Here is a 21,404-nt window from a genome sequence, read left to right as displayed (position 1 = left end):
ATCACGCTGAGCATGTGCGCATCGCCTAAGATGATGGCCGTATGTGCGGGGTGTGCACCGTACAAACCTGCCTAGCGTGCCGTGAACGTCGGGGTTCATCCGCTTGCATGGCGGCACACTCATGCTCCTATGTATAAGTGTAAAGAGAAGCACGGTGAACTTTCCAGCTCATCGCGCTATATCCGCAATGCAATTTTTCACTCTTACGGATTAGCAATGAGCCGCGTGCGCAACAAGTACTGTCTTGCACTTGTGAGCAGGCACTCTACAGCACCGGGAAGAGACGAAACCTTCGCTAAAATATGGGGTATGGATGACCCTTTGAGTAAGACTCTGACTACTAGCCAGCGCAGGATACTGCCCGCGTACTCTGCACAACACGGCACTGTAACACCCAAAAACACCACCTCCGATGCTCAGCATCTGGACAGCCTGACTGCGGGGCTACCCCGCCAAGCCCAAGGCGCCGCACACCAGCCGATGGAGGCGGTGGCTGAGTGGATCTGATTCTCTTACTCATCGGCCTGCTCCTCATCCTGGGCACGGGCTTCTTCGTTGCCGTAGAGTTCTCACTCGTGGCACTCGAAACCGCCACCGTGCAGCAGGCAAAGGACTCCGGCGATAAATCAGCCGACGCCGTCCTGCGCTGCCTCAAAACCCTCTCCACTCAGCTGTCCAGCTGCCAGATCGGCATCACCATCACCACGCTGCTGACCGGTTACACCCTCGACGCCGCCATCAAGGCGCTCACCACCGGCGCCATCAGTAGCCTGGGTCTGCCCACCAGTGTGACCGACGTACTCACCCTGGTGCTGGCGATGCTCATCGCAACCCTGCTCTCCATGGTCGTCGGCGAACTGCTGCCCAAGGGCCTCGCCATCGCCGAACCCTACGATGTGGCGCGTCGAGTCGCCCCCGCGCAGCTCGCCTTCACCCGCGTCATGTCCCCGCTCGTGCGCATCATGAACGGCTCCGCAAACTGGATCCTCGGACGCTTCGGCATGGAAGCCAAGGAAGAACTCTCCGCGGCACGCACCCCCGAAGAGCTCTCCTCCATGGTTCGTCGCTCCGCAGAAGAAGGCACCCTCGACTCCGACGCGGCACGCTTCGTGGACCGCACCCTGCGCTTCTCCGAGCTGACCGCCTCCGAAGTAATGACCCCGCGCGGCCAGGTCGCCATGCTCGAAGACACCGCCCCCGTCACCGAGGTCATTGAACTGGCGCGCTCCACCGGCCACTCCCGATTCCCGCTCTACAAGGGCGACCACGACAACATCGTGGGCGTCGTGCACGTGAAGAAGGCGGTCGGTGTTCCCCCGGAGGTACGTGAAACCCTCGAAGCCGGAGCCCTCGCAGAAGACGTGCTGCAGGTCCCCGAAACTCTGCACCTGGACGCGCTACTCACCCAGCTACGCCAGGGTGCCCTGCAGCTCGCCGTGGTCCTCGACGAATACGGCGGAACCGCCGGCATCGCAACCCTCGAAGACCTCGTTGAAGAAATCGTCGGCGAAGTCTCCGACGAACACGACCGCGGCCGCACCGAACGCCCCCTACGCTACGGCAACGGCGACTGGGTGTTCTCCGGCCTGCGCCGCCCCGATGAAATCAACACCCTCATCCCCGAACTCGAGGTTGAGGAAAGCCCCGAATACGAAACCGTCGGCGGCTTCATGATGGAACGGCTCGGCCGCATCCCCGAAGTAGGCGACAGCGTACCCGTACCCGGCGGCACCCTGCGCGTCGACACCCTCGAAGGCCGCCGCGTGGACCGCATCCGATTCACCCCCGCACCTAGCGCACAGGAACAGACCGAGAAGGGAGGCAACGCATGAACGACTGGGTAGCCATCGCACTGCTCGTCATTCTGCTCGCCGGAAACGCCTTCTTCGTCGCCGGTGAATTTGCCATCATGTCCACTCGACGAGCACAAATCGAACCGCTCGCCGAAGAAGGCAATAAGCGAGCGCAGACCGTTATCTACGCGCTAGAGAACGTCTCGCTCATGCTCGCCACCTGCCAGCTGGGTATCACCATCTGCTCGCTGCTGATTCTGAACGTCTCAGAGCCGGCACTGCACCACATGCTGGAGGTGCCCCTGCACCTGGTCGGCCTGCCCCACGCGATCGTGGACGTAATCGCCTTCGGTATCACCCTGATTCTGGTCACCTACCTGCACGTGATCTTCGGCGAGATGGTTCCCAAGAACGCCGCCGTGACCCTCGCTGCCCGCGGTGTGGCTCTCTGGATTGTGCCGACCCTGGTGACCTTCTCCAAGATTTTCGCCCCCGTGGTCGCCCTGCTGAACAACCTGTCCAATAAGCTGCTGGCGCTCATGAAGGTCGAAGGAAAGGACGAAGTCGCATCCACCTTCACCCTGGGGGAGCTACAGACCATCGTGGCAACCTCAACCGCGGAAGGCACCGTGGAAGACGACGCCGGCGTGATTGAAAGCGCCCTCGAATTCACCGAGAAGGACGTCTACGAAATCATGGTGCCCGGCGATAAGCTCGTCACCCTGCCCTTCGGCAGCACCCCCGCCGAACTGGAACGTGCCGTGGCACGTAGCGGATACTCCCGCTTCGTCATTACCGACAGCGACGGAACCTACATGGGTTACCTGCACGTGAAGGACGCCCTCGCCATCGCCCCCGAGCGGTTCGACGAGCCCTTCCCCTGGTACAAGCTACGTTCCCTGGACACGCTCACACCGACCACCGATATTGACGATGCGCTCGCCTCCATGCAGCGCAGCCGAACCCATATCGCGCAGGTTATGGATGAGCAGGGCGTAACCCTCGGCGTGGTCTTCCTCGAAGACGTGCTGGAGGAGCTTGTCGGCGAAATCAACGACACCACCCAGGACGCGGTGCGTGAGCGTGTACGCCGACAGCAGGCGCGCGAAGCCCAGTAATAAGCCCAGTAGCCGCATCGTGAGATATCCCGAATAAAACAGGGAAATCTTGAACACACAGCCCGCCCGGTGCCCTCGTCACGGAGGGCGCGGGGCGGGCTGTTTTGCGGTCAAAAACGGCTTACGGATGCACCCAAGGGGCACTCTCAGACGGCGGGATGAAGCGGCAGTATAAAGTAGCGGTGGGGGAGCGCAGTAGGCTGAGCTAACTATCCCTGTTGCATAAGCTACTAACAGGGAAAAGGGTTGCCTAACAGCACCCAAATGACACCAATAAAGAGTTGTTTATACGGGTGTGCGCATGATGTAGTTAAGGAACCTACAGACTAGAACGAACCGAAAGAGAGCTCTCATGTCGCACCCGAAGATTACCCGCAAGCACTTCCTCACCGCAATGGGCTCACTCGCAGCGTCCTCCCTGCTGCTGGCAGGCTGCGCAACCGAGAACAGCCCCTCCTCCGGTTCGTCCTCCTCGGCTGGCTCCAACAAGGGCAAGGTGAAGGTCGTCGCCTCCACCGACGTCTACGCAGACATCGCCAAGCAGGTTGGCGGCGACTACATTGAGGTCACCGCGCTCATCGCCTCCACCAGCACCGACCCTCACTCCTACGAAGCCACCAGCGCCGACCGCCTCAAGGCAAAGGACGCATCCCTGATCGTCATCAACGGCGCAGGCTACGACCTGTTCCTCGAAGACCTCGCAGGCAAGGACAACGCCTCCCAGAAGATCGTGAACGCGGTCAAGGTCAGCGGCAAGCTCACCGACGCCGAATACACCCACCTGGTCGAGGACCACCGCGGCGGCGAACACCACGAAGACGGCGGCGACCACGCCCACGCACACGAGTTCAACGAGCACCTCTGGTACGACTTCGAAACCATGAAGAAGGTCGCCCAGAAGATCGCTGAAGAGCTCGCAGGCCTCGACTCCGCACACGCTGAGGCGTTCCGCACCAACGCATCCACCTTCTCCAAGGAACTGGACGCACTGGACACCACCGCCAAAGCAATCGCCGGTGAAGGCAAGAAGTACCTGTCCACCGAGCCCGTGCCGGACTACCTGATTTCCTCCACCGGCGCAGAGAACGCAACCCCCAGCGAATTCGCTGAGGCGGCAGAAGCCGGCAACGACGTCCCCGCCCTCGTCCTGAAGGAAACCAAGGACATGGTCACCGAGAAGAAGGTCCAGCTGCTCGCCTACAACGAGCAGACCTCCACCTCCCAGACCAACGAGGTACTGCAGGCAGCTAAGGACGCCTCGGTGAACTACGTATCCTTCACCGAAACCCTGCCGAAAAACACCAACTACCTGGCATGGATGAAGACCAACGTCAGCAACCTCGAAAAGGCGCTCTCCTAAGTGACTGACAACAATAACGGTGCCGCCCCCGCGATTTCCATTCGCGGGGGTAGCCTCGCTTTCGGGGCCCGCACCCTCTGGAAAGATCTAACCCTCGACATCGGCGCAGGCGAATACTTCGCCGTGCTCGGACCCAACGGCTCCGGCAAGTCCACCTTCCTCAAAGTCGTTCTCGGCTTGACCGGACTCAACGCCGGCGAAATCTCCGTGCTCGGCAAACCCGCACGCCTGGGCAACGCCGGCGTCGGCTACGTACCGCAGCAGAAGTCCATCCCCACCTCCACCCCGATGCGCGCCCGCGACCTCGTGGGACTTGGCGTGGACGGGCACCGCTGGGGCATCCGCCTGCACGGCCGCAAATACCGCGCCAAGGTTGACGAGCTCCTCGAAGCCGTCGGTGCGACCGAGTACGCGAACGTGCCGGTGGGTCTGCTCTCCGGCGGTGAGCAGCAGCGCCTGCGTATCGCCCAGGCGCTTGCGAACGACCCGAAGATTCTGCTGGCTGATGAGGCGCTACTCTCCCTGGACCTCAACCACCAGTACGCGGTGGCTGAGCTGATTCACCGGTTCAACCGTGAACGCGGCGTGGCGGTGGTGTTCGTGACCCACGAAATCAACCCCATCATTGAGCATGTGGATCGCGTGCTCTACCTGGCGAACGGCCGTTTCACGGTCGGGTCGGTGGAAGAGGTCATGACCAGTGAGACTCTCACCTCCCTGTACGGAACCCCGGTGAGCGTTCTCAAGTCTAATGGCCGTTACGTGGTGGTGGGTGAGACTCACGCCAGCGACCACTGCCATATTGAGGGCACCGACCAGAACATTCACGGCTCCCACCTGAAGTCTGGTCTTTCTGAACCGCAGCGCACCCTACACATTCCGGGAGGAACCACTCGATGACCATTCTTGCTTCCTTCCCCGCTCTGGCTCCGGTTGCCGCCGCGCAGAATGATTTGCTCTCCCGTATCTTCGTTTTTGACCGCTACGGCGAGCTGTTGCAGATGCTACAGAACTCCATTTTTGCTGGCGCTGTGCTGGGCCTTATCGGTGGTTTCGTCGGTATTTTTGTGATGATGCGCGACCATGCCTTTGCGGTGCACGGCGTCTCTGAAATGTCTTTCGCGGGTGCCGCCCTTGCCCTGTTGCTCGGCTATGACGTGGTGACCGGCTCTATGGTCGGTTCGATTGCCTCGGCTCTGCTGATTGCCTTTCTGGGCTCTAAGGCGAGCAACTCGAACTCGGTCATTGGTGCGCTCATGCCGTTCGGCCTGGGCTTGGGTATTCTCTTCCTCTCCCTGTACCAGGGCCGTAGCGCGAATAAGTTTGGTCTGCTGACCGGTCAGATTGTGTCCGTGGATGCCGACCAGCTGCACACCATGATTATTGGTGCGGTGGTTATTATTTCCCTGCTGGTGATGGTATGGCGTCCGCTGAGCTTCTCCTCCCTGGACCCGGAGGTCGCCCGCGCTAAGGGCGTGCCGATGCGCTTCCTGTCCCTTGTGTTCATGGTGATTCTGGGTATTGCTGTGGCGCTGTCGGTGCAGGTGGTCGGTTCGCTGCTGGTGCTGGCGCTGCTGATTACTCCGGCGGCTGCGGCGATGCAGGTAACGGCATCTCCGGTACGCACCCTGATTCTGTCGGTGCTGTTTGCGGAGGCGTCTATTGTGGGCGGTATTCTGCTGGCTCTTGCCGGTTCGCTGCCGATTAGCCCCTACGTGACCAGCATTTCCTTCCTGATTTACGTGGTGTGCCGTGTGATTGGTGGCGTGAAGCGCCGCCATAGCGCGTCGGGCCGCCAGCTGGCTGAGAAGGCATAAGACCTGTAGAAAGAGCCCCACCTCGGGAATGAGGTGGGGCTCTTTCGTTGTCGTGCTGTGTTAGCGCTACGGGTCATGTACCCGGTGCGCAATGCGGGCTCAACCTGTGTGGCGTTGTGTTGCCCTGTCCAGATGCCCTGTGTGTCGTGCTGTAGTGGCGTCGAAGATTTTTGAAGGCGCCGTATCCTTCGAGCAGAAGGGATTCCCCGGTGGGGGAGAGCTCCTCAGAATGAGGGGCTTAGAGGTTGCGGCTTAGCCTGCAACGTTAGCGTGCAGTGCCGCCCTGCGATTCTTCCTCGCGACGTGCCAAAGTGCAGTCCGGGCAGTAACCGGTCACTTCAACCACGTGCTCCAGCTCCGAGAAGCCGTGCTGCTTACCCATAGCCAGTGCCCAGTCCTCAAGAGCGGGTGCTTCCAGCTCAATGGCGGTGCCGCATCGGCGGCAGAGCAGGTGGTGGTGATGGTCCTTTACCTGGCAGTGGCGGTACAGGGTCTCACCCTCAACGCCCTTGACCGAGTCGAGCTCACCGGCGTTAGCCAGCGACTGCAGCACACGGTAGGTGGTTGCGAGAGAGACCTGTTCCTTGCGGTTCGCGAGGGTCAGGTGCAGATCCTGTGCTGAGATGAAATCGCCGAGCTCTTCCATGGTCGCCTTGATGATGCGACGCTGGCGGGTATTTCGGGCTTCGGCGGGCTTCGTAATTCTCCGTACGGGAATATGAGTGTCCATTGCTGAACCTTTCGGGGCGGAAATCCGCCCCATTGTGTGGTCGATCTTGTCTTACGACTTTACACTAGAGGCGTTCAAAAGGTGGTTGATTTGCGCTTTATCTCAAAAATTGAAGTCATCAACAGGCACGAATGAGGGTTAACGGTAGACTAAAACTATGAAAATGACGAAGTACACCCACTCATGTATCCGCCTTGAGAATGAGGGGCGCACCCTCGTTCTTGACCCCGGCAATTTTGCCGCAGAAGGCGAACACGCTACCGCGCTGGAAGACGCCGATTACCTGTTCGTGACCCACGCGCATCCGGACCATTTTGATGGCCCGTCGGTGCTACCGCTGATTGCTGAGCGTGCCGAGTCGCAGACCCCGTTGAAGATTTGGGCTCCCGAGACTGTCGCCCAGGTCATCAAGGAGGCTGTGCCCGCTGCCGAGGTTACCGTTGTTTCCTCTGATTCTGAGTTCAGCATCCCCGGTTTTGAGGTGAAGACCTACGGCGGTCAGCACGCCCTGATTCACCCGCTGATTCAGACCATCGCTAATGTCGGTTACCTGATTAACGGTGCCGTGTACCACCCGGGTGACTCGTTGGTGGTTCCGCACCGCGTGCGTGCGAATACCGTTCTGGTGCCGATTCACGCGCCCTGGTCGAAGGTTCAGGAAGTCATTGATTTTGTGATTGCGACCGGCGCTCAGCGTGTGGTTCCGATTCACAACGGCATGATTAACGCCAACGGCACCGGCATTATTGAGGGCTTGGTGACGAACTTCGGCGCGAAGTACGGCACTGAGCTGAAGCACCTGAACCCCGGCGAGAGCATTGAGGTTGAGGCGTAAGCCTGACCGTTGAGCTTCAAACGCGCCGACGACGGCGCATGAAGGAGATTATATTGTGAGCACGATTTTTACCAAGATTATTGAGGGCGAGATTCCCGGCCGCTTCGTCTGGAAGGACGAGCACTGCGTCGCCTTCCTGGACATCATGCCCCTGTCGGAAGGTCACCTGCTGCTCGTTCCCCGCGCTGAGGTCGACCGTTGGCCCGACCTGCCGGATGAGCTGGCTGCGCACCTGTTCGCTGTGGCGCACAAGATTTCTGGTGCCCTGGATCAGGCGTTTGATAAGGACCGTGTGGCTCTGATGATTGCGGGCTTCGACGTTCCGCACACCCACATCCACCTGTTCCCGGCTGACGGCATGGCTGACTACGATCCCGCCAACGCGAAGAAGGACGCTACCGCAGAAGAGCTGGATGCGGCCGCCGAGAAGGTGCGTGCTGCCCTGCGCGAGCGCGGTCACGGCGAGTTCGTGCCGGAGGCGTAAGCGCCCTTTACAGCGCGTATAAACACGACAACGCGTATAACCACGAAGGAGCCGCCCTCTACAGAACAGTAGAGGGCGGCTCCTTCGTTAATATAGCCCGTTGCTATATCCCGGGGGGAAAGAAACTTAGTGCTTTTCAGCCTTGGAGATCTGGTCAGCCAGGTCCTCGGGGGAGAGGTTAGCGGAGGAGAACTCGGGGGTTAGCGGCAGGTGCAGCTGCAGGCCGGTACCGGGGCAAATCTCGACCTTTGCGGAGCGTAGCTTGAAGTCGACCACGTGGCCGCCCTGAACGTGCTCATCATCGATAAAGTGGGCGTGGCAGCCGGGCACCGAGATGCCCTGCTCGTAGATCGGGGTGCGGAAGCCAACAATCGTGCCGGTCACGTTATCGAACTGGACAATGTCCTCGTTCTCGGTGGCCGCAACCATCTTCGGGTAGGGCTTCTCCTGCTTGATGACGGTGCGGGTGCGGACCCATTCGAACTCGCCGTAAATCTTGATGGCGTACATGTAGTTCTTGGAGACGGTGAAGTCATCCAGAATCTGGGAGGCAGACTTACGGAGTAGGTTCTGCGGTAGTTCGCGCTTAATCATGGGCACGAAGTTGGTGACCACGGCGTAGGGGGTCTGCTGGCGCAGGTCGGGCAGGGATACGGAGCCGTCGTGGCGTACCTGGTAGCAGACGCCGTCGAGGACGACCATTTCGCCGTCGAGGCCGTTGAAGGTACCCACACCGAAGTTGCCGTGGCTCAGGAGCTCACCGATGGTCATCTCGCCATCGTAGATGCCGTCCAGCAGCTGGGACATGAGGCCGGTCTGAAAAACTTCGTTACGGAAAACAGTTTCACCGTTTAGGATGGTCGGCTGATATGCCATGAGATTTCTCCTCGTTACAGTGGATGCGGCGTCAGACGGGTCGGTCGGTCATCGGCGATACTCGCCCTAACTGATGCTAAAAAGGGGAAGGGCGTCGGGGAGAACACGGCGTGTGATGTCGTTTCTCTAGGAATTCGTAGGTGACGCAGGCCGGGCGCACGCACTCTCATTGTACGCCTGTGCAGGAAGAACCCCGGGACTAGCGGGTACAACATCTTATGATGTGGCCTCTAGAACGCTGAAAGCAGTCAACTGCACAAGGGCATAAAAATAGACTGGCATTCCCTCCGGTTGCACGACAAAAAGAGAGGGAACGCCAGCACCAACAGCTTAGCCCTTAGAGCCGCTCTAAGCGCAACTAAGACACCCGAGGCTCATCGAGGCAGAAAAATATTAGACACGAACCGTCACCAAAAATGGCCCGACGAGCCTGCAACCGGCAGACCCCCTGCAGAAACCCAGCAGAAAACACAACAACGGCCTATACGCTCCCAAAGGAACGTATAGGCCGTTGCCTGTTCTCCTGAACGCACCCCCTACAAGGGGCACCGTTCAGGAAGAAAGATTAGACGCCGTAGTACAGCTGGTACTCAAGCGGGTGCGGAACCAGCGAGAGCGGCTCCAGCTCGTTCTTACGCTTGTAGTCAATCCAAGCCTGAATCAGGTCCTCGGTGAAGACGCCGCCCTCGAGCAGGAAGTCGTGGTCAGCCTCCAGAGCCGCCAGCGCCTCCTCCAGGTTAGCCGGAGCCTTCTTGATGTCCTTAGCCTCTTCAGCGGGCAGCTCGTACAGGTCCTTATCGATCGGTGCCGGCGGCTCAATGCGGTTACGGATACCGTCCAGACCAGCCATCAGCTGAGCAGCAAACGCGAAGTAGGGGTTAGCGGAGGGGTCCGGTGCACGGAACTCCAGACGCTTAGCCTTCGGGTTGGTGCCGGTAATCGGGATGCGGATACCGGCGGAACGGTTACCCTGCGAGTACACCATGTTGATGGGAGCCTCGTAGCCGGGAACCAGACGCTTGTAAGAGTTCACGGTCGGGTTGGTGAATGCCAGAACAGCAGAGGAGTGCTCAATCAGACCGCCAATGTACCAGCGTGCGGTGTCAGAGAGGTTAGCGTAGCCGCGCTCATCGTAGAAGAGGGGCTCGCCGTCCTGCCACAGCGACTGGTGGCAGTGCATACCGGAGCCGTTGTCACCGAACACGGGCTTGGGCATGAAGGTCACGGACTTGCCCCATGCGTCTGCGGTGCCCTTGATGACGTACTTGAATTTCAGCAGGTCGTCAGCAGCCTTGGTGAGGGTGTCGAACTTGTAGTTGATTTCTGCCTGGCCGGCTGCGCCCACCTCGTGGTGGCTACGCTCAACCTCAAGGCCAACCTCGTCCATTGCTACGCACATTGCGTCACGCAGGTCAGCCTGCTTGTCGACGGGGGAGACGGGGAAGTAGCCGCCCTTGACGGGGGTCTTGTTGCCCAGGTTGCCGCCCTCTTCCTTCCGGCCGGTGTTCCAGGGTGCCTCATCGGAGTCGATCTTGTAGAACACGGAGTTCGGCTCGACCTGGTAGCGGACGTCCTCGAAGACGAAGAATTCAGCCTCGGATGCGAAGAATGCGGTGTCTGCAATGCCGGTGGACTGCAGGTACGCCTCGGCACGCTCAGCGACACCGCGGGGGTCACGGTGGTAGGGCTCGCCGGTGCGGGGGTTCACGATGGAGCAGATGATGACCAGGGTCTTCTCAATGCGGAAGGGGTCAACGTACGCGGACTGAACGTCGGGGATCAGCTGCATGTCGGACTCTGCAATGCCCTGGAAGCCGCGAATGGAGGAGCCATCAAAAAGCTGGCCGTTGACGAAGAAATCGTCATCAATCGCCTTAGCGGGCAGGTTGAAGTGCTGCTGCACGCCGGGCATGTCGGTGAATCGGATATCAACGAAGACTACTTCTTCGTTCTTGATAAAGTCGAGAACTTCCTGGGGGCTGGTAAACATGAGGACTGCTCCTTGTTCGACTGACGGTGCAGGAGGGTATCTTCCCTCATCACATTCAGTCTTTGGTTTAGTTTTTGGCCGCGGGCAAAACCCTGTGACATATCAAGCATAGTGGTTATTTTTTGCGCGTGCGTGACTATCGTGTTTCGGTAATGTTACAAATCCTGGAAAGGAGTTACATCTTGGTTGTCTTACGACACACAGCGCAGATGCTAACGCCCTCTAATAAAGCTCTAGTAAAGCCAACATCAATGCCAGCAACGCAATAACCGGGTATAACAAAAGGCCCCGGCCCTCCCCCCACGGGAAGAGCCGGAGCCTTCAAAACCTTATATCAGCGTCTCGCTTAGCGGCCGCGCATCGCACGACGGTCCGGGCGAGCACGCATCGGGTCAACACCCTTCGGCAGACCATTCATCGGGTTACGCATAGTGTTCAAGGTGCTCAGACGACCAGAAACAACCTGCATCTCCTGCTGAGTTAGAGCCTTCGGAAGCTTGTTCATAGTCTTCACAACGTCCTTGAGCTCAACCTGACCCTCATCGTGACCGGTCTCAATCACATGAACCGGCACACCGGGAGCCACACGAGCCAAGTGCTTCTTCTCAGTGTTCACCAGCGAGTTCACGCGGCTGTGAGGGCCCTCGGTCACCAGCACAATACCGGGACGGCCCAGCGCACGGAACACCAGATCCTGGTTGCGGTTCGCAGCAACGGGCTGCTCCTCAACAATCCAGCCGCGGCGCACCGAGTTCATCGCCGCACCACTACGACCGGGCTGGTTCTCAATCTGAGCAAAAGCCGCAGTCTGCGCGCGGCGACCCAGCAGAAGCATCGCCACAATAGCGGCAACGCCCAGACCCAGAATCAGGAAAGTAATCCAGTTACCCAGGGCAATACCGATGAGGAGGAAAACCAAAAGGGTACCCAGAGCCGACAGACTCAGAATCCAACCGATATTCGGGTCGGACTTCTTGGTCATCTGGTAGACCTGCTTCATCTGGGCGAAAGTGCCCGGAGTGCGTTCCTTCTTCTTTTTCTTCTCTTCGCGCTTATCTGCCACGATTCTTCCTCGGCTGGTTCTTCCGCGGCCCCGAGAAGCGCCTCAAACGCTCACGGAACCATAGTGACGTAACGATGCAGTGTATGCCTGCAATTTTTCTAGTTTACCCTACCCGCACAAGGGGCGGTGCATAAGGGGAGGCTCCCCGAACACCGGACGAACACCGGGTTCGAGGAGCCTCAACGCTCTCAGAAAGATTCTGAAAAGGCTTAGTAGCCCGCAGCCACCAGGGAGGAGGCTTCCTGCAGAGCTGCACCCTCACCCTCAATGTGGGCAAGGTTCTCAGGAATCGGGTAGCCGTTCTTACGCATTGCACGAGCCCACAGGCGACCTGCACGGTACGAAGAACGAACCATCGGGCCCGCCATAACGCCAGCGAAACCAATCTCCTCAGCCATGTTCGCAAAATCCACGAACTGCTGCGGCTTCACCCAACGCTCAATCGGGTGGAAGAGCGGGCCGGGGCGCAGGTACTGGGTGAGGGTAATGATGTCACAACCAGCATCGTGCAAATCGCACAGCGCCTCGTAAATCTCGTCATCGGTCTCGCCCATACCCAGAATCAGGTTGGACTTGGTGACCATACCGCCTTCCTTAGCCTGGGTAATAACATCCAGGGAACGCTCGTAACGGAACGCCGGGCGAATCTGACGGAAGATACGGGGAACAGTCTCCAGGTTGTGTGCGAACACCTCAGGCTTAGCGTCAATCACCTTCTGAACATGCTCGGGAACACCCTTGAAGTCGGGGACGAGCATCTCAACGCCGGTGTTCGGGCACATCTTGTGAATCTGACGGGTGGTCTCTGCGTACAGCCACGCACCGCCGTCTTCCAGATCATCACGAGCAACACCGGTCACGGTTGCGTAACGCAGACCCATGACCTTCACGTTCTTAGCAACCTTGAACGGCTCAGCGTAGTCAACAGCAACAGGCTTGCCGGTCGCAATATTGCAGAAGTCGCAACGGCGGGTGCACTCGGAACCACCAATCAGGTAGGTTGCCTCACGGTCTTCCCAGCACTCGTAAATATTGGGGCAGCCAGCCTCTTCACACACGGTGTGCAGGCCCTGACCGCGAGCCAGCTCGCGCATCTCGTTGTATTCGGGGCCAACAATAGCCTTGGTCTTAATCCAGTGAGGCTTCTTCTCAATGGGAACCTCAGCGTTGCGGGCCTCCACACGCAGTAGCTTGCGTCCTTCAGGTGCGGTGCTCAAAAGTCTTCTCCTTGGTCTAGATGTGCCCTCTGTGCAGGTGGGCCATCTTCTATTTTACGCCCGCTCAGGCGTAGGTGAAACTGGTTTTCGTATATGACGAACAAAGCCGGACGCGTTACGTGTACGACCCGTTCGATGCTTCTTGACTGCGTCTAACCCTGCGTTTAGTCCTGCGCCGCAATGGGCTCGAAAGACTCTGCCAGGCGGTCCTGGTACTTCAGAAGCTCTGCCTCCAGCGGCTCCAAAATATCGGCGGGGGTGACGGTGCGGCCCAGCTGCTCCGAAATAGTGGTAACACCCGCATCGCTAATGCCGCAGGGAATGAACTGCTGGAAAGGTGCGGTGTCGTTGCAGCAGTTGATTGCGAAGCCGTGCATGGTGGTGTTACGCGAAACGCGCATGCCCAGTGCCGCGATCTTCTTGTCCTGGGTGATGCCGTCGCCCAGGATCCACACGCCGCTACGGCCCTCAACGCGCTCACCCTTAATGCCCAGACCAGCCAGGACGTTAATGATGATTTCCTCGACGATGCGCACATACGCCACCACGTCAATGGGCTCGGGCAGGCGCAGAATCGGGTAGCCGGTCAGCTGACCGGGGCCGTGCCAGGTCAGCTTGCCGCCGCGGTCAATCTTGACGACAGGGGTGGACTTGTCTGCGGGGTACTCGTGGTCTTCGGTGCGTTTACCGGCAGTAATCACTGCCTCGTGCTCAAGTAGAAGAATCGTATTCTGGCGGGTGCGGTTAGCCACCTCATCGTGGATGCGGTACTGCTTGTCCAGGCACTCAACATAGTTCACATAGTTCGGGGCGAAGCCCACGCGTTCAATCGTCACAGACATACTTTCTACCTTAGTACTGCTGGTGGAGGGAAGAAAATTAGGGCGCCCTGAATCACGTGATGAGCGAACATGTAGGAATGTTACGGGCGGGTGTGGTGGATAGTGAGGGGTGAATATTCCAGGTGTTGATTTTAGGGTTGCATGGTTTATTTATAGTGTTTTATTGAGTCTAAACATATTATTTGGTGTTATTTGATAACATAATGGTATGAGAAGCAAAGAAGCACACGTTCTGGAAAGCATCGCCAACTCGGCCCTGCCCACCCTGCAGATTGTCGAGTACCGGGGCGGAACCGCCGAGAGCGCACCCTCTGTAACTCCCGTATCCCCGGTAACCTCCGCGCGCCCCGGACGCTACACCCTGCGCACCATTGCTGCACCCGAGAGCTCCGCTCCCTCCGCGCCCACTCTGCGCGCGGCAGCCAACGGGTACGGATTCGAAGAAAGCACGGATGCATCCGCTCACGCCCAGACCCCGCAGGTAGCCGCCGCCCTGCGGAACGCACCCGGAGTCGCCAAACTCCACGCCGTCACCAGCGAGGAGTACGACAGCAAGCTGTGCCTCTGGTACGAGCCCCTCGACGCGGGCACCCTCGACAAGCTCCTGCGTGCTCGCACCCTGAACCCCGCCGAGCTCATGACCCTGGCGCGCACGCTACACCGGGCACTCGGCAGCCTCAAAAAGGTGGGGGAGGGACGCGCCGAGCTGAGTGCCGAATACATTGCGCTGAGCGCCGCCGGAGTACCCAAACTCCTTCTACCAGATGCCGTCTATCGTGAAGCGGAATCTCTCGACGCTGAACAGCTCACAGTCGCTTACGGTGACTACGCGCGTTCCGCCGCCGCCCTGCTCTGGCAAGCCGCCTGCGGCCACAAGCCGGAACCCTCCGCCGCCCGCGTACCCCTCTCACTGCGCATGGGCGCTACCGGCGCTACCGGCGCAACAGCTAATGGCGCGCCCAGCAACGAGTGGGTCGAACGCCTCGGCCGTGCCCTCGAATACCTTCTAGACGCACCCGCCCAGGAGGCGGCGGCCGCCGGACTGAGCTCCGTGGTAGCGCTCGCGGAGGAGGTGCCGCCTCGCCCGCTCAACGTGTACCTGAGCTGTTCCGAACGCGCCCGCGCGCTGATTCCCGTTGCGGTAGATCCCGCGCCGGTGCAGAAGCCCTCAAAGCTCCAGAAGACGCAACGTTACTTGTCAGAACGTATGCCCCGCGTGAAGAAGCCAGCAGCTGCCACAGGCTCTAAGCCGTTGAGTCCCGCAAAGAGTGCACCAACCCCGAAGAGCGCAGAAGCGACGGATGCATCCCGACTGGCGGCGCTACGCGGTGCGCTGAGCCGCCCCTCCGTACGTCTGGGCGTAGCCGCGCTGGCTCTGGGGGCTATCGCCCTGCCGCTCGGGTTCACCGCCTACGGGCAGAACGCCCCGGCAACGGCACAGCCCGTGTCCGCGCAAGCCGCGAACGTAGCGGGGGAGCAAGCATCCGGCGGAACGGAAGAACAGAGTCAGACTGTGCAGGGTGAGCAGATTCTACGTGCCCTCATCGACCAGCGAAACCAAGAACGCCGTGCCCGAGGCGGCGCAGAGCTCACCGTCGACACCGCCGAAGAACTCAGCCGCGACAGCGAGAACATCCGCGTGATGGCGGTAGTCTCCGCGCCCGGCTACCGCGCAGATAAAACCGAGCGGGAAGCCCGCAAACTCAGCGAAGAAAACGGCGTCACCCGCCAGAAAGTCATCTTCGACCTGCACCGCGGGGAGAAAGGCTGGGAGATAGCCCGCGCCGAACCCGTCCCTGCATAGCCGATGCCGTATAGCTAACACCGTATAGCTGACGCTGCAGAAACGCGGGCATAACAACGGGCACAACAAAAGCGGCGGCCCCACCCACCGAAGTGGATGGAGCCGCCGCCTTTTTGCTCACTGTCCGGGAAAACCCGGAGAGCTACACTCAGTTACCCATCAGGGCACCGCCACAAGGAAACTTCCTTGAATCTATGCAGGTCTTAGAGGCCCAGCTCAGACTCGAAGTTTGCCTCCTCCAGGCGGGTCTTGAGGGTGTGCAGGAAGCGACCAGCGTCCGCGCCGTCGACCACGCGGTGATCGTAGGTGAGGGACAGGTAGCACATGGAGCGGATAGCGATAACGTCGTTACCATCAACATCCTTAACAACCATGGGGCGCTTCACGATGGAACCGGTGCCGAGGATTGCAACGTTCGGCTGGTTGATGATCGGGGTGTCGAACAGTGCACCGAAGGAACCAATGTTGGTGATGGTGAAGGTCGAACCCGACAGCTCCTCGGGGGAGATGTCGCCGGTACGTGCACGGCCACCCAGGTCGCCAATAGCCTTTGCCAGGCCAGCAATGCCCAGGTCAGAAGCGTTCTTGATGACGGGAACCAGCAGACCCTTGGGGGTGTCCACAGCAATAGCGATGTTCTCGGAGCCGTGGTAAGTGATCTGCTTGTAGTCTTCGGTCATGGAAGCGTTCAGAGCGGGGTGCTGCTGCAGAGCCTCAGCGGATGCCTGGACGAAGAAGGGCAGGAAGGTCAGCTTAGCGCCCTCACGAGCAGCGAAGCCGTCCTTAGCCTTTGCACGCAGCTGAACGATGCGGGTCACGTCAACCTCGGTGACCTGGGTCAGCTGGGTGGAGATATCCAGGGACTCACGCATACGCTTTGCAATAACCTGGCGGATACGTGCGGTCTTCTCGACGGTGCCACGCTTGGGGGAAACCTCGAAGGTGTGCGGTGCCTTTGCGGAACCAGCAGCCGGAGCAGCAGCTGCAGCGGGTGCAGCAGCGGCGGGAGCAGCGGAACCCTTAGCAGCGATAGCAGCCTGAACATCCTGCTTGCGGATGCGGCCACCAACACCGGTGCCCTTGACGGTGGACAGGTCGATGCCGTTGTCCTTAGCGAGCTTACGGACCAGCGGGGTCACGTATGCTTCGCCCTCAGCAGCTGCCGGAGCGGCAGGTGCAGCGGGAGCTGCAGGAGCAGCCGGAGCAGCAGCGGGTGCTACAGGAGCTGCAGGAGCCTCAGCAACCGGAGCGGGAGCAGCCGGAGCAGCCGGTGCAGCAGCAGCAGCGGAAGCGTCGCCGATGATAGCCAGAACCTGGCCAACCTCTGCGTCCTCATCCTCGGGGATGCGGATCTCGAGCAGGGTACCTGCTACGGGGGAGGGAACCTCGGTGTCAACCTTGTCGGTGGAAACCTCAACCAGGGGCTCGTCAACCTCAACCTGCTCGCCAACTTCCTTCAGCCAGCGGGTAACGGTGCCCTCGGTGACGGACTCGCCCAGTGCGGGCAGCAGAACCTCAGTGCCGGAAGCGGAGCCAGCGGCGGGAGCAGCCGGAGCAGCAGCGGGTGCTGCGGGAGCCTCAGCAACCGGAGCAGCCGGAGCAGCAGCGCCGGAACCGTCGCCAATGATAGCCAGAGCAGCGCCAACCTCGACGTCCTCGTCCTCGGGGACGAGAATCTGCTCAACAACGCCTGCTACGGGGGAGGGGACCTCGGTGTCAACCTTGTCGGTGGAAACCTCAACCAGGGGTGCGTCAACCTCAATGGTGTCGCCGACCTCAACGAGCCAGCGGGTAACGGTACCCTCGGTCACGGACTCGCCCAGTGCGGGCAGTACTACGGTGTGGGACATAATCTTTCCCGTTCTCCTTGTGAATGCTTGAACTAGAAAAATGTGAGCGGCGACCCGGATGCGCGCCGCATGCGTCGAAACATGTCGACGCGCATCCGGATAGGGGCGTTGTTCAGCGGATACGCCCGGCAACCGCTAACGACCAACGGTCGTCAATACTAAGCTGACGCGCTAACGCCAGTCAGCAAAATTTATGCGCTGTGCAGCGGGGTGCCGTTCAGGACCATTGCAGCCTCACCCAGGGACTCGTTCTGAGTCGGGTGTGCGTGGATGAACTTAGCGACGTCCTCGGGGAATGCTTCCCAAGCAACCCACATCTGAGCCTCACCAATCTGCTCACCCATGCGCTTACCAATAGCGTGAACACCAACGATGGGGCCGTCCTTCTGGCGGACAACCTTCACAATACCAGTAGCACCGAGGATAGCGGACTTGCCGTTACCAGCCAGGTTGTACTCAGCGGTCTCAACGTTCTCAGCGCCGAACTTCTCCTTAGCCTTGGGCTCGGAGTAACCAACGGAAGCAATCTCCGGGTCACAGAAGGTGACCTTGGGGATGTTGATGTCCTCAACAACGGTGGGGTTCAGGCCAGCAATCTCTTCTGCAACGAAGATACCCTGCTGGTAACCGCGGTGAGCCAGCTGAACGCCGGGGACGATGTCGCCAACAGCGTAGATGTTGCCCACACCGGTGTGCAGACGCTCGTTAGCCAGGACGAAGCCGCGATCCATGGGGATGCCCTGCTCCTCGTAGCCCATGTTTGCGGTGTTCGGGCCACGACCAACAGCAACCAGAACGATCTCTGCCTCGAAGACCTTGCCGTCAGCCAGAGTGACCTTAGCACCGTTAGCGTCCTGCTCAACCTTCTCGAAGAGGGTGCCGGTGTTGAACTTGATGCCGCGCTTCTTGAACGCACGCTCCAGAACCTTGATGATAGCCGGGTCCTCGTTGGGAACCAGGTTCGGCAGGCCCTCGATGATGGTGACGTCAACGCCCATAGCGTTCCACATGGATGCGAACTCGCAACCAATCACGCCGCCACCGAGCACGATAGCGCTCTTGGGCAGGTAGTCCATCTCCAGTGCCTCGGTGGAGGTCAGAACGCGACCCTCAATGGGCAGACCGAAGGTCTTGGAGACCGAGCCGGATGCCAGGATAATGTTCTTACCCTTGTACTCAACACCACCGACGGTGATGGTGTCCTGAGCGGTCAGCTTACCCTCGCCGGGGATAACCTCTACGCCCTTCATCTTCAGCAGGCCTGCAAGACCCTTGAACTTACCGGAGACGATGCCGTCCTTGTAATCGCGAACCTTGCCCATTTCGATGGACTGCAGCACAGCGTTAACGCCAACCTTGGACGCCTCGCGTGCCTCTTCTGCCAGCTCAGCAGCGTGCAGGTACGCCTTGGTGGGGATACAGCCGGTGTGCAGGCAGGTGCCGCCGACCTTTTCCTTCTCGATCAGGCCGACGGTGAAGCCTAGCTGGCGTGCGCGAATAGCTGCAGAGTAGCCAGCGGAACCGCCGCCGAGGATGAGGATGTCGAATTCTTGAGCCACGATATTGCTCCCTTGCATAGTTGTTGGGGCTAAAGACCCCTGCAATGAGTTCTTTACCAATTTATTGGTAGGTTTCCCAGCATGCGCGAAAGGCCCGCGACTTACAAAAAATCGCGCGCCCCTCCGCGTACGCAGAAAAACACTTAATACAACAATACCCCCGTTGAAGGTCGTTTAAGTTCACTCAGGGCGGTTTTAGCCGATTAATCGCCCAAACACCCCAAATTTTTCACCACGCAAGAAAAGCGGCGCGTCATAGAACAACCAGATGGCAGGGAACAGTCAGATGGCAGGACCACCACCTCGGTCGCACTGAACCGGTCAAGAACAGAACCAGTCAAGAACAGATGCAGAGGAGGGCACCCCGGTAGGAATACCGAGAAGCCCTCCTCAGATCAGCTCTATGCTGGCGGATGTCTATGCTGGTGGATGCGCACGGACACGTACCTAGTGATGCCGCGCGCCCAGTAAAGCTACAGGCTACTTAGCGTAGGACTGGATGAAGTTCACCAGGGTAGCGGTACCGAAGCCGGTACCTTCCTTCGGGGTGAAGCCGTAGGGTGCCTCCTCGTTGAACGCGGGGCCCGCAATATCCAGGTGAGCCCAAGGGATGCCCTCGCCCACGAACTCCTTCAGGAACAGGCCCGCGGTCAGGGCGCCACCGTAGCGGGAACCAATGTTCTTAATATCAGCAACGGGGGACTCCAGGCTCTTACGCAGGTAGGACTCCAGCGGCATCGGCCAGTAAGACTCACCCGCAGCAGCACCGGCTGCAATCACGCGGTCGCGAATCTCTTCGTCACCGAGCAGAGCCGCGGTGCGCAGACCCAGAGCAGCCATAGCGGCACCGGTCAGGGTAGCGATATCCAGGATGACGTCCGGGTTCGATTCAGAAGCCAGAGCGATACCGTCAGCCATGACCAGGCGGCCCTCAGCATCAGTGTTCAGCACCTCAACGGTACGACCATCACGCATGGTGATGACGTCCTCCGGGCGCAGAGCGTGACCGCCGGGCATGTTCTCAGCCAGGCACAGGTAACCGGTCACAGCAACCGGAACGTCCAGTTCAGCAGAAGCGAGCACAGCGTTCAGAACGGATGCGGCACCCGCCATGTCGCACTTCATGGTCATCATCGAAGCGGCAGGCTTCAGCGAGTTACCGCCGGTATCGAAGGTGATGCCCTTACCGACCAGAGCCACGTGAGCCTTCGGGTTCTCCGGGGTGTACTTCACAACGGCAAGAACCGGCTTGCGGGGCGAACCCTGACCAACACCGGAAATGCCGCCGAAGCCCTCCTCAGCCAGGCGGTCGTGGTGGAACAGCTCAATCTCAATGTTTGCGTAATCCTCAGCGACCTCAGCAGCGAACTCAGCGAAAGTCTCCGGGTACAGGTGCGACGGAGGCAGGTTCACCAGGCGGCGAGCATCCTTAGCGGTCTCACCCAGAACCAGGGCGTGAACCAGAGCCTCCTCAGCCTCTTCCTGGTCAATCGAGGAAACAATCAGAATGGAATCGATCTCTTCCTTAATCGAGTCCTGAGTCTTGCCGCGCAGGCCCTCCTCAACGAAGTTACCCAGCACGGCGCCGTGAGCAATAGCCTCAATTTCCTCTACCGAAGAAACACCGAAATCGAAAGCAATCTCCTCAGCGGAACCGACCAGCTGACGAGCCGCAGAACCAGCCGCGTAACGCAGAGCGTCCAGACGCTCCTGACCCTCAGCAGTATCAGAGCCCAGACCCGCCAGTGCCACAATGCCGGCACCGGTGTCCTCAAGGCCGGGCAGACGCAGCAGCTGATCGGGGGCACCCGAGGCGCCCAGCGCCTCCAGCAGCTCGTTAATACCCTCAACAGAGTCCTCAGACAGGGAGCTCGGCGCCAGGTACGCACCGTCCGAACCCTTCAAAACGCCCAGAACCAGAACGTCAGCTTCGAGCGCTTCAAGGTCGGTGCTGTGAATAGACAGAGACAGAGACATCGTTACTCCTTTGCGTATGTCTTCTCAAAATAGTCGGGGCACATCCTCGCGCCCGAAAAACTCAACTGTAGGCCCTCGAAGAGTGAGGA

At 59.7% G+C, this 21,404-nt stretch carries 18 protein-coding genes; 9 read left to right on the top strand and 9 right to left on the bottom strand.

The window, feature by feature from the left end; translation table 11 throughout:
- Positions 1-321: 321 nt before the first annotated feature.
- The 6 genes from HMPREF2884_RS09210 to HMPREF2884_RS01400 all read left to right on the top strand — a co-directional run bounded on the left by HMPREF2884_RS09210 (position 322) and on the right by HMPREF2884_RS01400 (position 6,088).
- Positions 322-507 (top strand): hypothetical protein, encoded by a 186-nt coding sequence (locus HMPREF2884_RS09210; RefSeq protein ID WP_141762572.1) that lies wholly within the window; start codon positions 322-324, stop codon positions 505-507.
- Complete coding sequence (locus HMPREF2884_RS01420; RefSeq protein ID WP_070614975.1) at positions 498-1,832, top strand: hemolysin family protein; 1,335 nt, start codon at positions 498-500, stop codon at positions 1,830-1,832. Before HMPREF2884_RS09210 ends, HMPREF2884_RS01420 begins: the two co-directional genes overlap by 10 nt.
- On the top strand, positions 1,829-2,911 hold the full coding sequence (locus tag HMPREF2884_RS01415; RefSeq protein ID WP_070614973.1) for a hemolysin family protein: 1,083 nt from the start codon (positions 1,829-1,831) through the stop codon (positions 2,909-2,911). Before HMPREF2884_RS01420 ends, HMPREF2884_RS01415 begins: the two co-directional genes overlap by 4 nt.
- Positions 2,912-3,263: 352 nt before the next feature.
- Complete coding sequence (locus tag HMPREF2884_RS01410) at positions 3,264-4,271, top strand: metal ABC transporter solute-binding protein, Zn/Mn family (protein WP_070614971.1); 1,008 nt, start codon at positions 3,264-3,266, stop codon at positions 4,269-4,271.
- Positions 4,272-5,171, top strand: coding sequence for a metal ABC transporter ATP-binding protein (locus HMPREF2884_RS01405; protein WP_049327709.1), 900 nt, complete (start codon positions 4,272-4,274; stop codon positions 5,169-5,171).
- Positions 5,168-6,088: a metal ABC transporter permease gene (locus tag HMPREF2884_RS01400; protein ID WP_060824572.1), complete on the top strand. Its 921-nt coding sequence runs from the start codon at positions 5,168-5,170 to the stop codon at positions 6,086-6,088. The genes HMPREF2884_RS01405 and HMPREF2884_RS01400 overlap by 4 nt, the downstream gene beginning before the upstream one ends.
- A gap of 265 nt (positions 6,089-6,353) precedes the next feature.
- Here the strand turns inward: HMPREF2884_RS01400 and HMPREF2884_RS01395 are convergent, their stop codons facing one another.
- Positions 6,354-6,818, bottom strand: coding sequence for a Fur family transcriptional regulator (locus tag HMPREF2884_RS01395; RefSeq protein ID WP_060824573.1), 465 nt, complete (start codon positions 6,816-6,818; stop codon positions 6,354-6,356).
- Positions 6,819-6,975: 157 nt separating this feature from the next.
- Here HMPREF2884_RS01395 and HMPREF2884_RS01390 point away from each other — a divergent pair, with 157 nt between their 5' ends.
- Positions 6,976-7,653, top strand: a complete 678-nt coding sequence (locus HMPREF2884_RS01390; RefSeq protein WP_060824574.1) for an MBL fold metallo-hydrolase — start codon at positions 6,976-6,978, stop codon at positions 7,651-7,653.
- 55 nt (positions 7,654-7,708) lie between these two features.
- Positions 7,709-8,137, top strand: coding sequence for an HIT family protein (locus tag HMPREF2884_RS01385; protein ID WP_060824575.1), 429 nt, complete (start codon positions 7,709-7,711; stop codon positions 8,135-8,137).
- Positions 8,138-8,263: 126 nt separating this feature from the next.
- Here the strand turns inward: HMPREF2884_RS01385 and budA are convergent, their stop codons facing one another.
- From budA to lipB, 5 genes are all read right to left on the bottom strand, one after another.
- Positions 8,264-9,013, bottom strand: a complete 750-nt coding sequence (budA, locus tag HMPREF2884_RS01380) for an acetolactate decarboxylase (RefSeq protein ID WP_005508614.1) — start codon at positions 9,011-9,013, stop codon at positions 8,264-8,266.
- 565 nt (positions 9,014-9,578) lie between these two features.
- On the bottom strand, positions 9,579-11,003 hold the full coding sequence (gene glnA / locus HMPREF2884_RS01375) for a type I glutamate--ammonia ligase (protein ID WP_005508615.1): 1,425 nt from the start codon (positions 11,001-11,003) through the stop codon (positions 9,579-9,581).
- 346 nt (positions 11,004-11,349) lie between these two features.
- On the bottom strand, positions 11,350-12,066 hold the full coding sequence (locus tag HMPREF2884_RS01370) for a DUF4191 domain-containing protein (RefSeq protein WP_005505470.1): 717 nt from the start codon (positions 12,064-12,066) through the stop codon (positions 11,350-11,352).
- Positions 12,067-12,275: 209 nt separating this feature from the next.
- A complete protein-coding gene (lipA, locus tag HMPREF2884_RS01365; protein ID WP_005505472.1) occupies positions 12,276-13,283 on the bottom strand; it encodes a lipoyl synthase in 1,008 nt (335 codons plus the stop codon).
- 164 nt (positions 13,284-13,447) lie between these two features.
- Entirely contained in the window at positions 13,448-14,242 is a 795-nt protein-coding gene (gene lipB, locus HMPREF2884_RS01360) for a lipoyl(octanoyl) transferase LipB (RefSeq protein WP_256388058.1), read from the bottom strand.
- 91 nt (positions 14,243-14,333) lie between these two features.
- On the opposite strand from lipB, the gene HMPREF2884_RS01355 reads away from it, so the two are divergent.
- Positions 14,334-15,929: a peptidase gene (locus HMPREF2884_RS01355; RefSeq protein ID WP_070614966.1), complete on the top strand. Its 1,596-nt coding sequence runs from the start codon at positions 14,334-14,336 to the stop codon at positions 15,927-15,929.
- 203 nt (positions 15,930-16,132) lie between these two features.
- On the opposite strand, the gene sucB is transcribed toward HMPREF2884_RS01355, so the two are convergent.
- The 3 genes from sucB to HMPREF2884_RS01340 all read right to left on the bottom strand — a co-directional run bounded on the left by sucB (position 16,133) and on the right by HMPREF2884_RS01340 (position 21,315).
- Complete coding sequence (gene sucB, locus HMPREF2884_RS01350; RefSeq protein ID WP_070614964.1) at positions 16,133-17,779, bottom strand: 2-oxoglutarate dehydrogenase, E2 component, dihydrolipoamide succinyltransferase; 1,647 nt, start codon at positions 17,777-17,779, stop codon at positions 16,133-16,135.
- A gap of 191 nt (positions 17,780-17,970) precedes the next feature.
- A complete protein-coding gene (lpdA, locus tag HMPREF2884_RS01345; RefSeq protein WP_049337822.1) occupies positions 17,971-19,356 on the bottom strand; it encodes a dihydrolipoyl dehydrogenase in 1,386 nt (461 codons plus the stop codon).
- 462 nt (positions 19,357-19,818) lie between these two features.
- On the bottom strand, positions 19,819-21,315 hold the full coding sequence (locus tag HMPREF2884_RS01340; RefSeq protein WP_070614962.1) for a leucyl aminopeptidase: 1,497 nt from the start codon (positions 21,313-21,315) through the stop codon (positions 19,819-19,821).
- Between the last annotated feature and the right edge of the window lie 89 nt (positions 21,316-21,404).

It is taken from the genome of Rothia sp. HMSC073B08, assembly GCF_001812975.1.
GTDB lineage: Bacteria > Actinomycetota > Actinomycetes > Actinomycetales > Micrococcaceae > Rothia > Rothia mucilaginosa.
The sequence above is the reverse complement of the archived record's forward strand: the minus strand, read 5'-3'. Positions and strand labels throughout refer to the sequence as shown.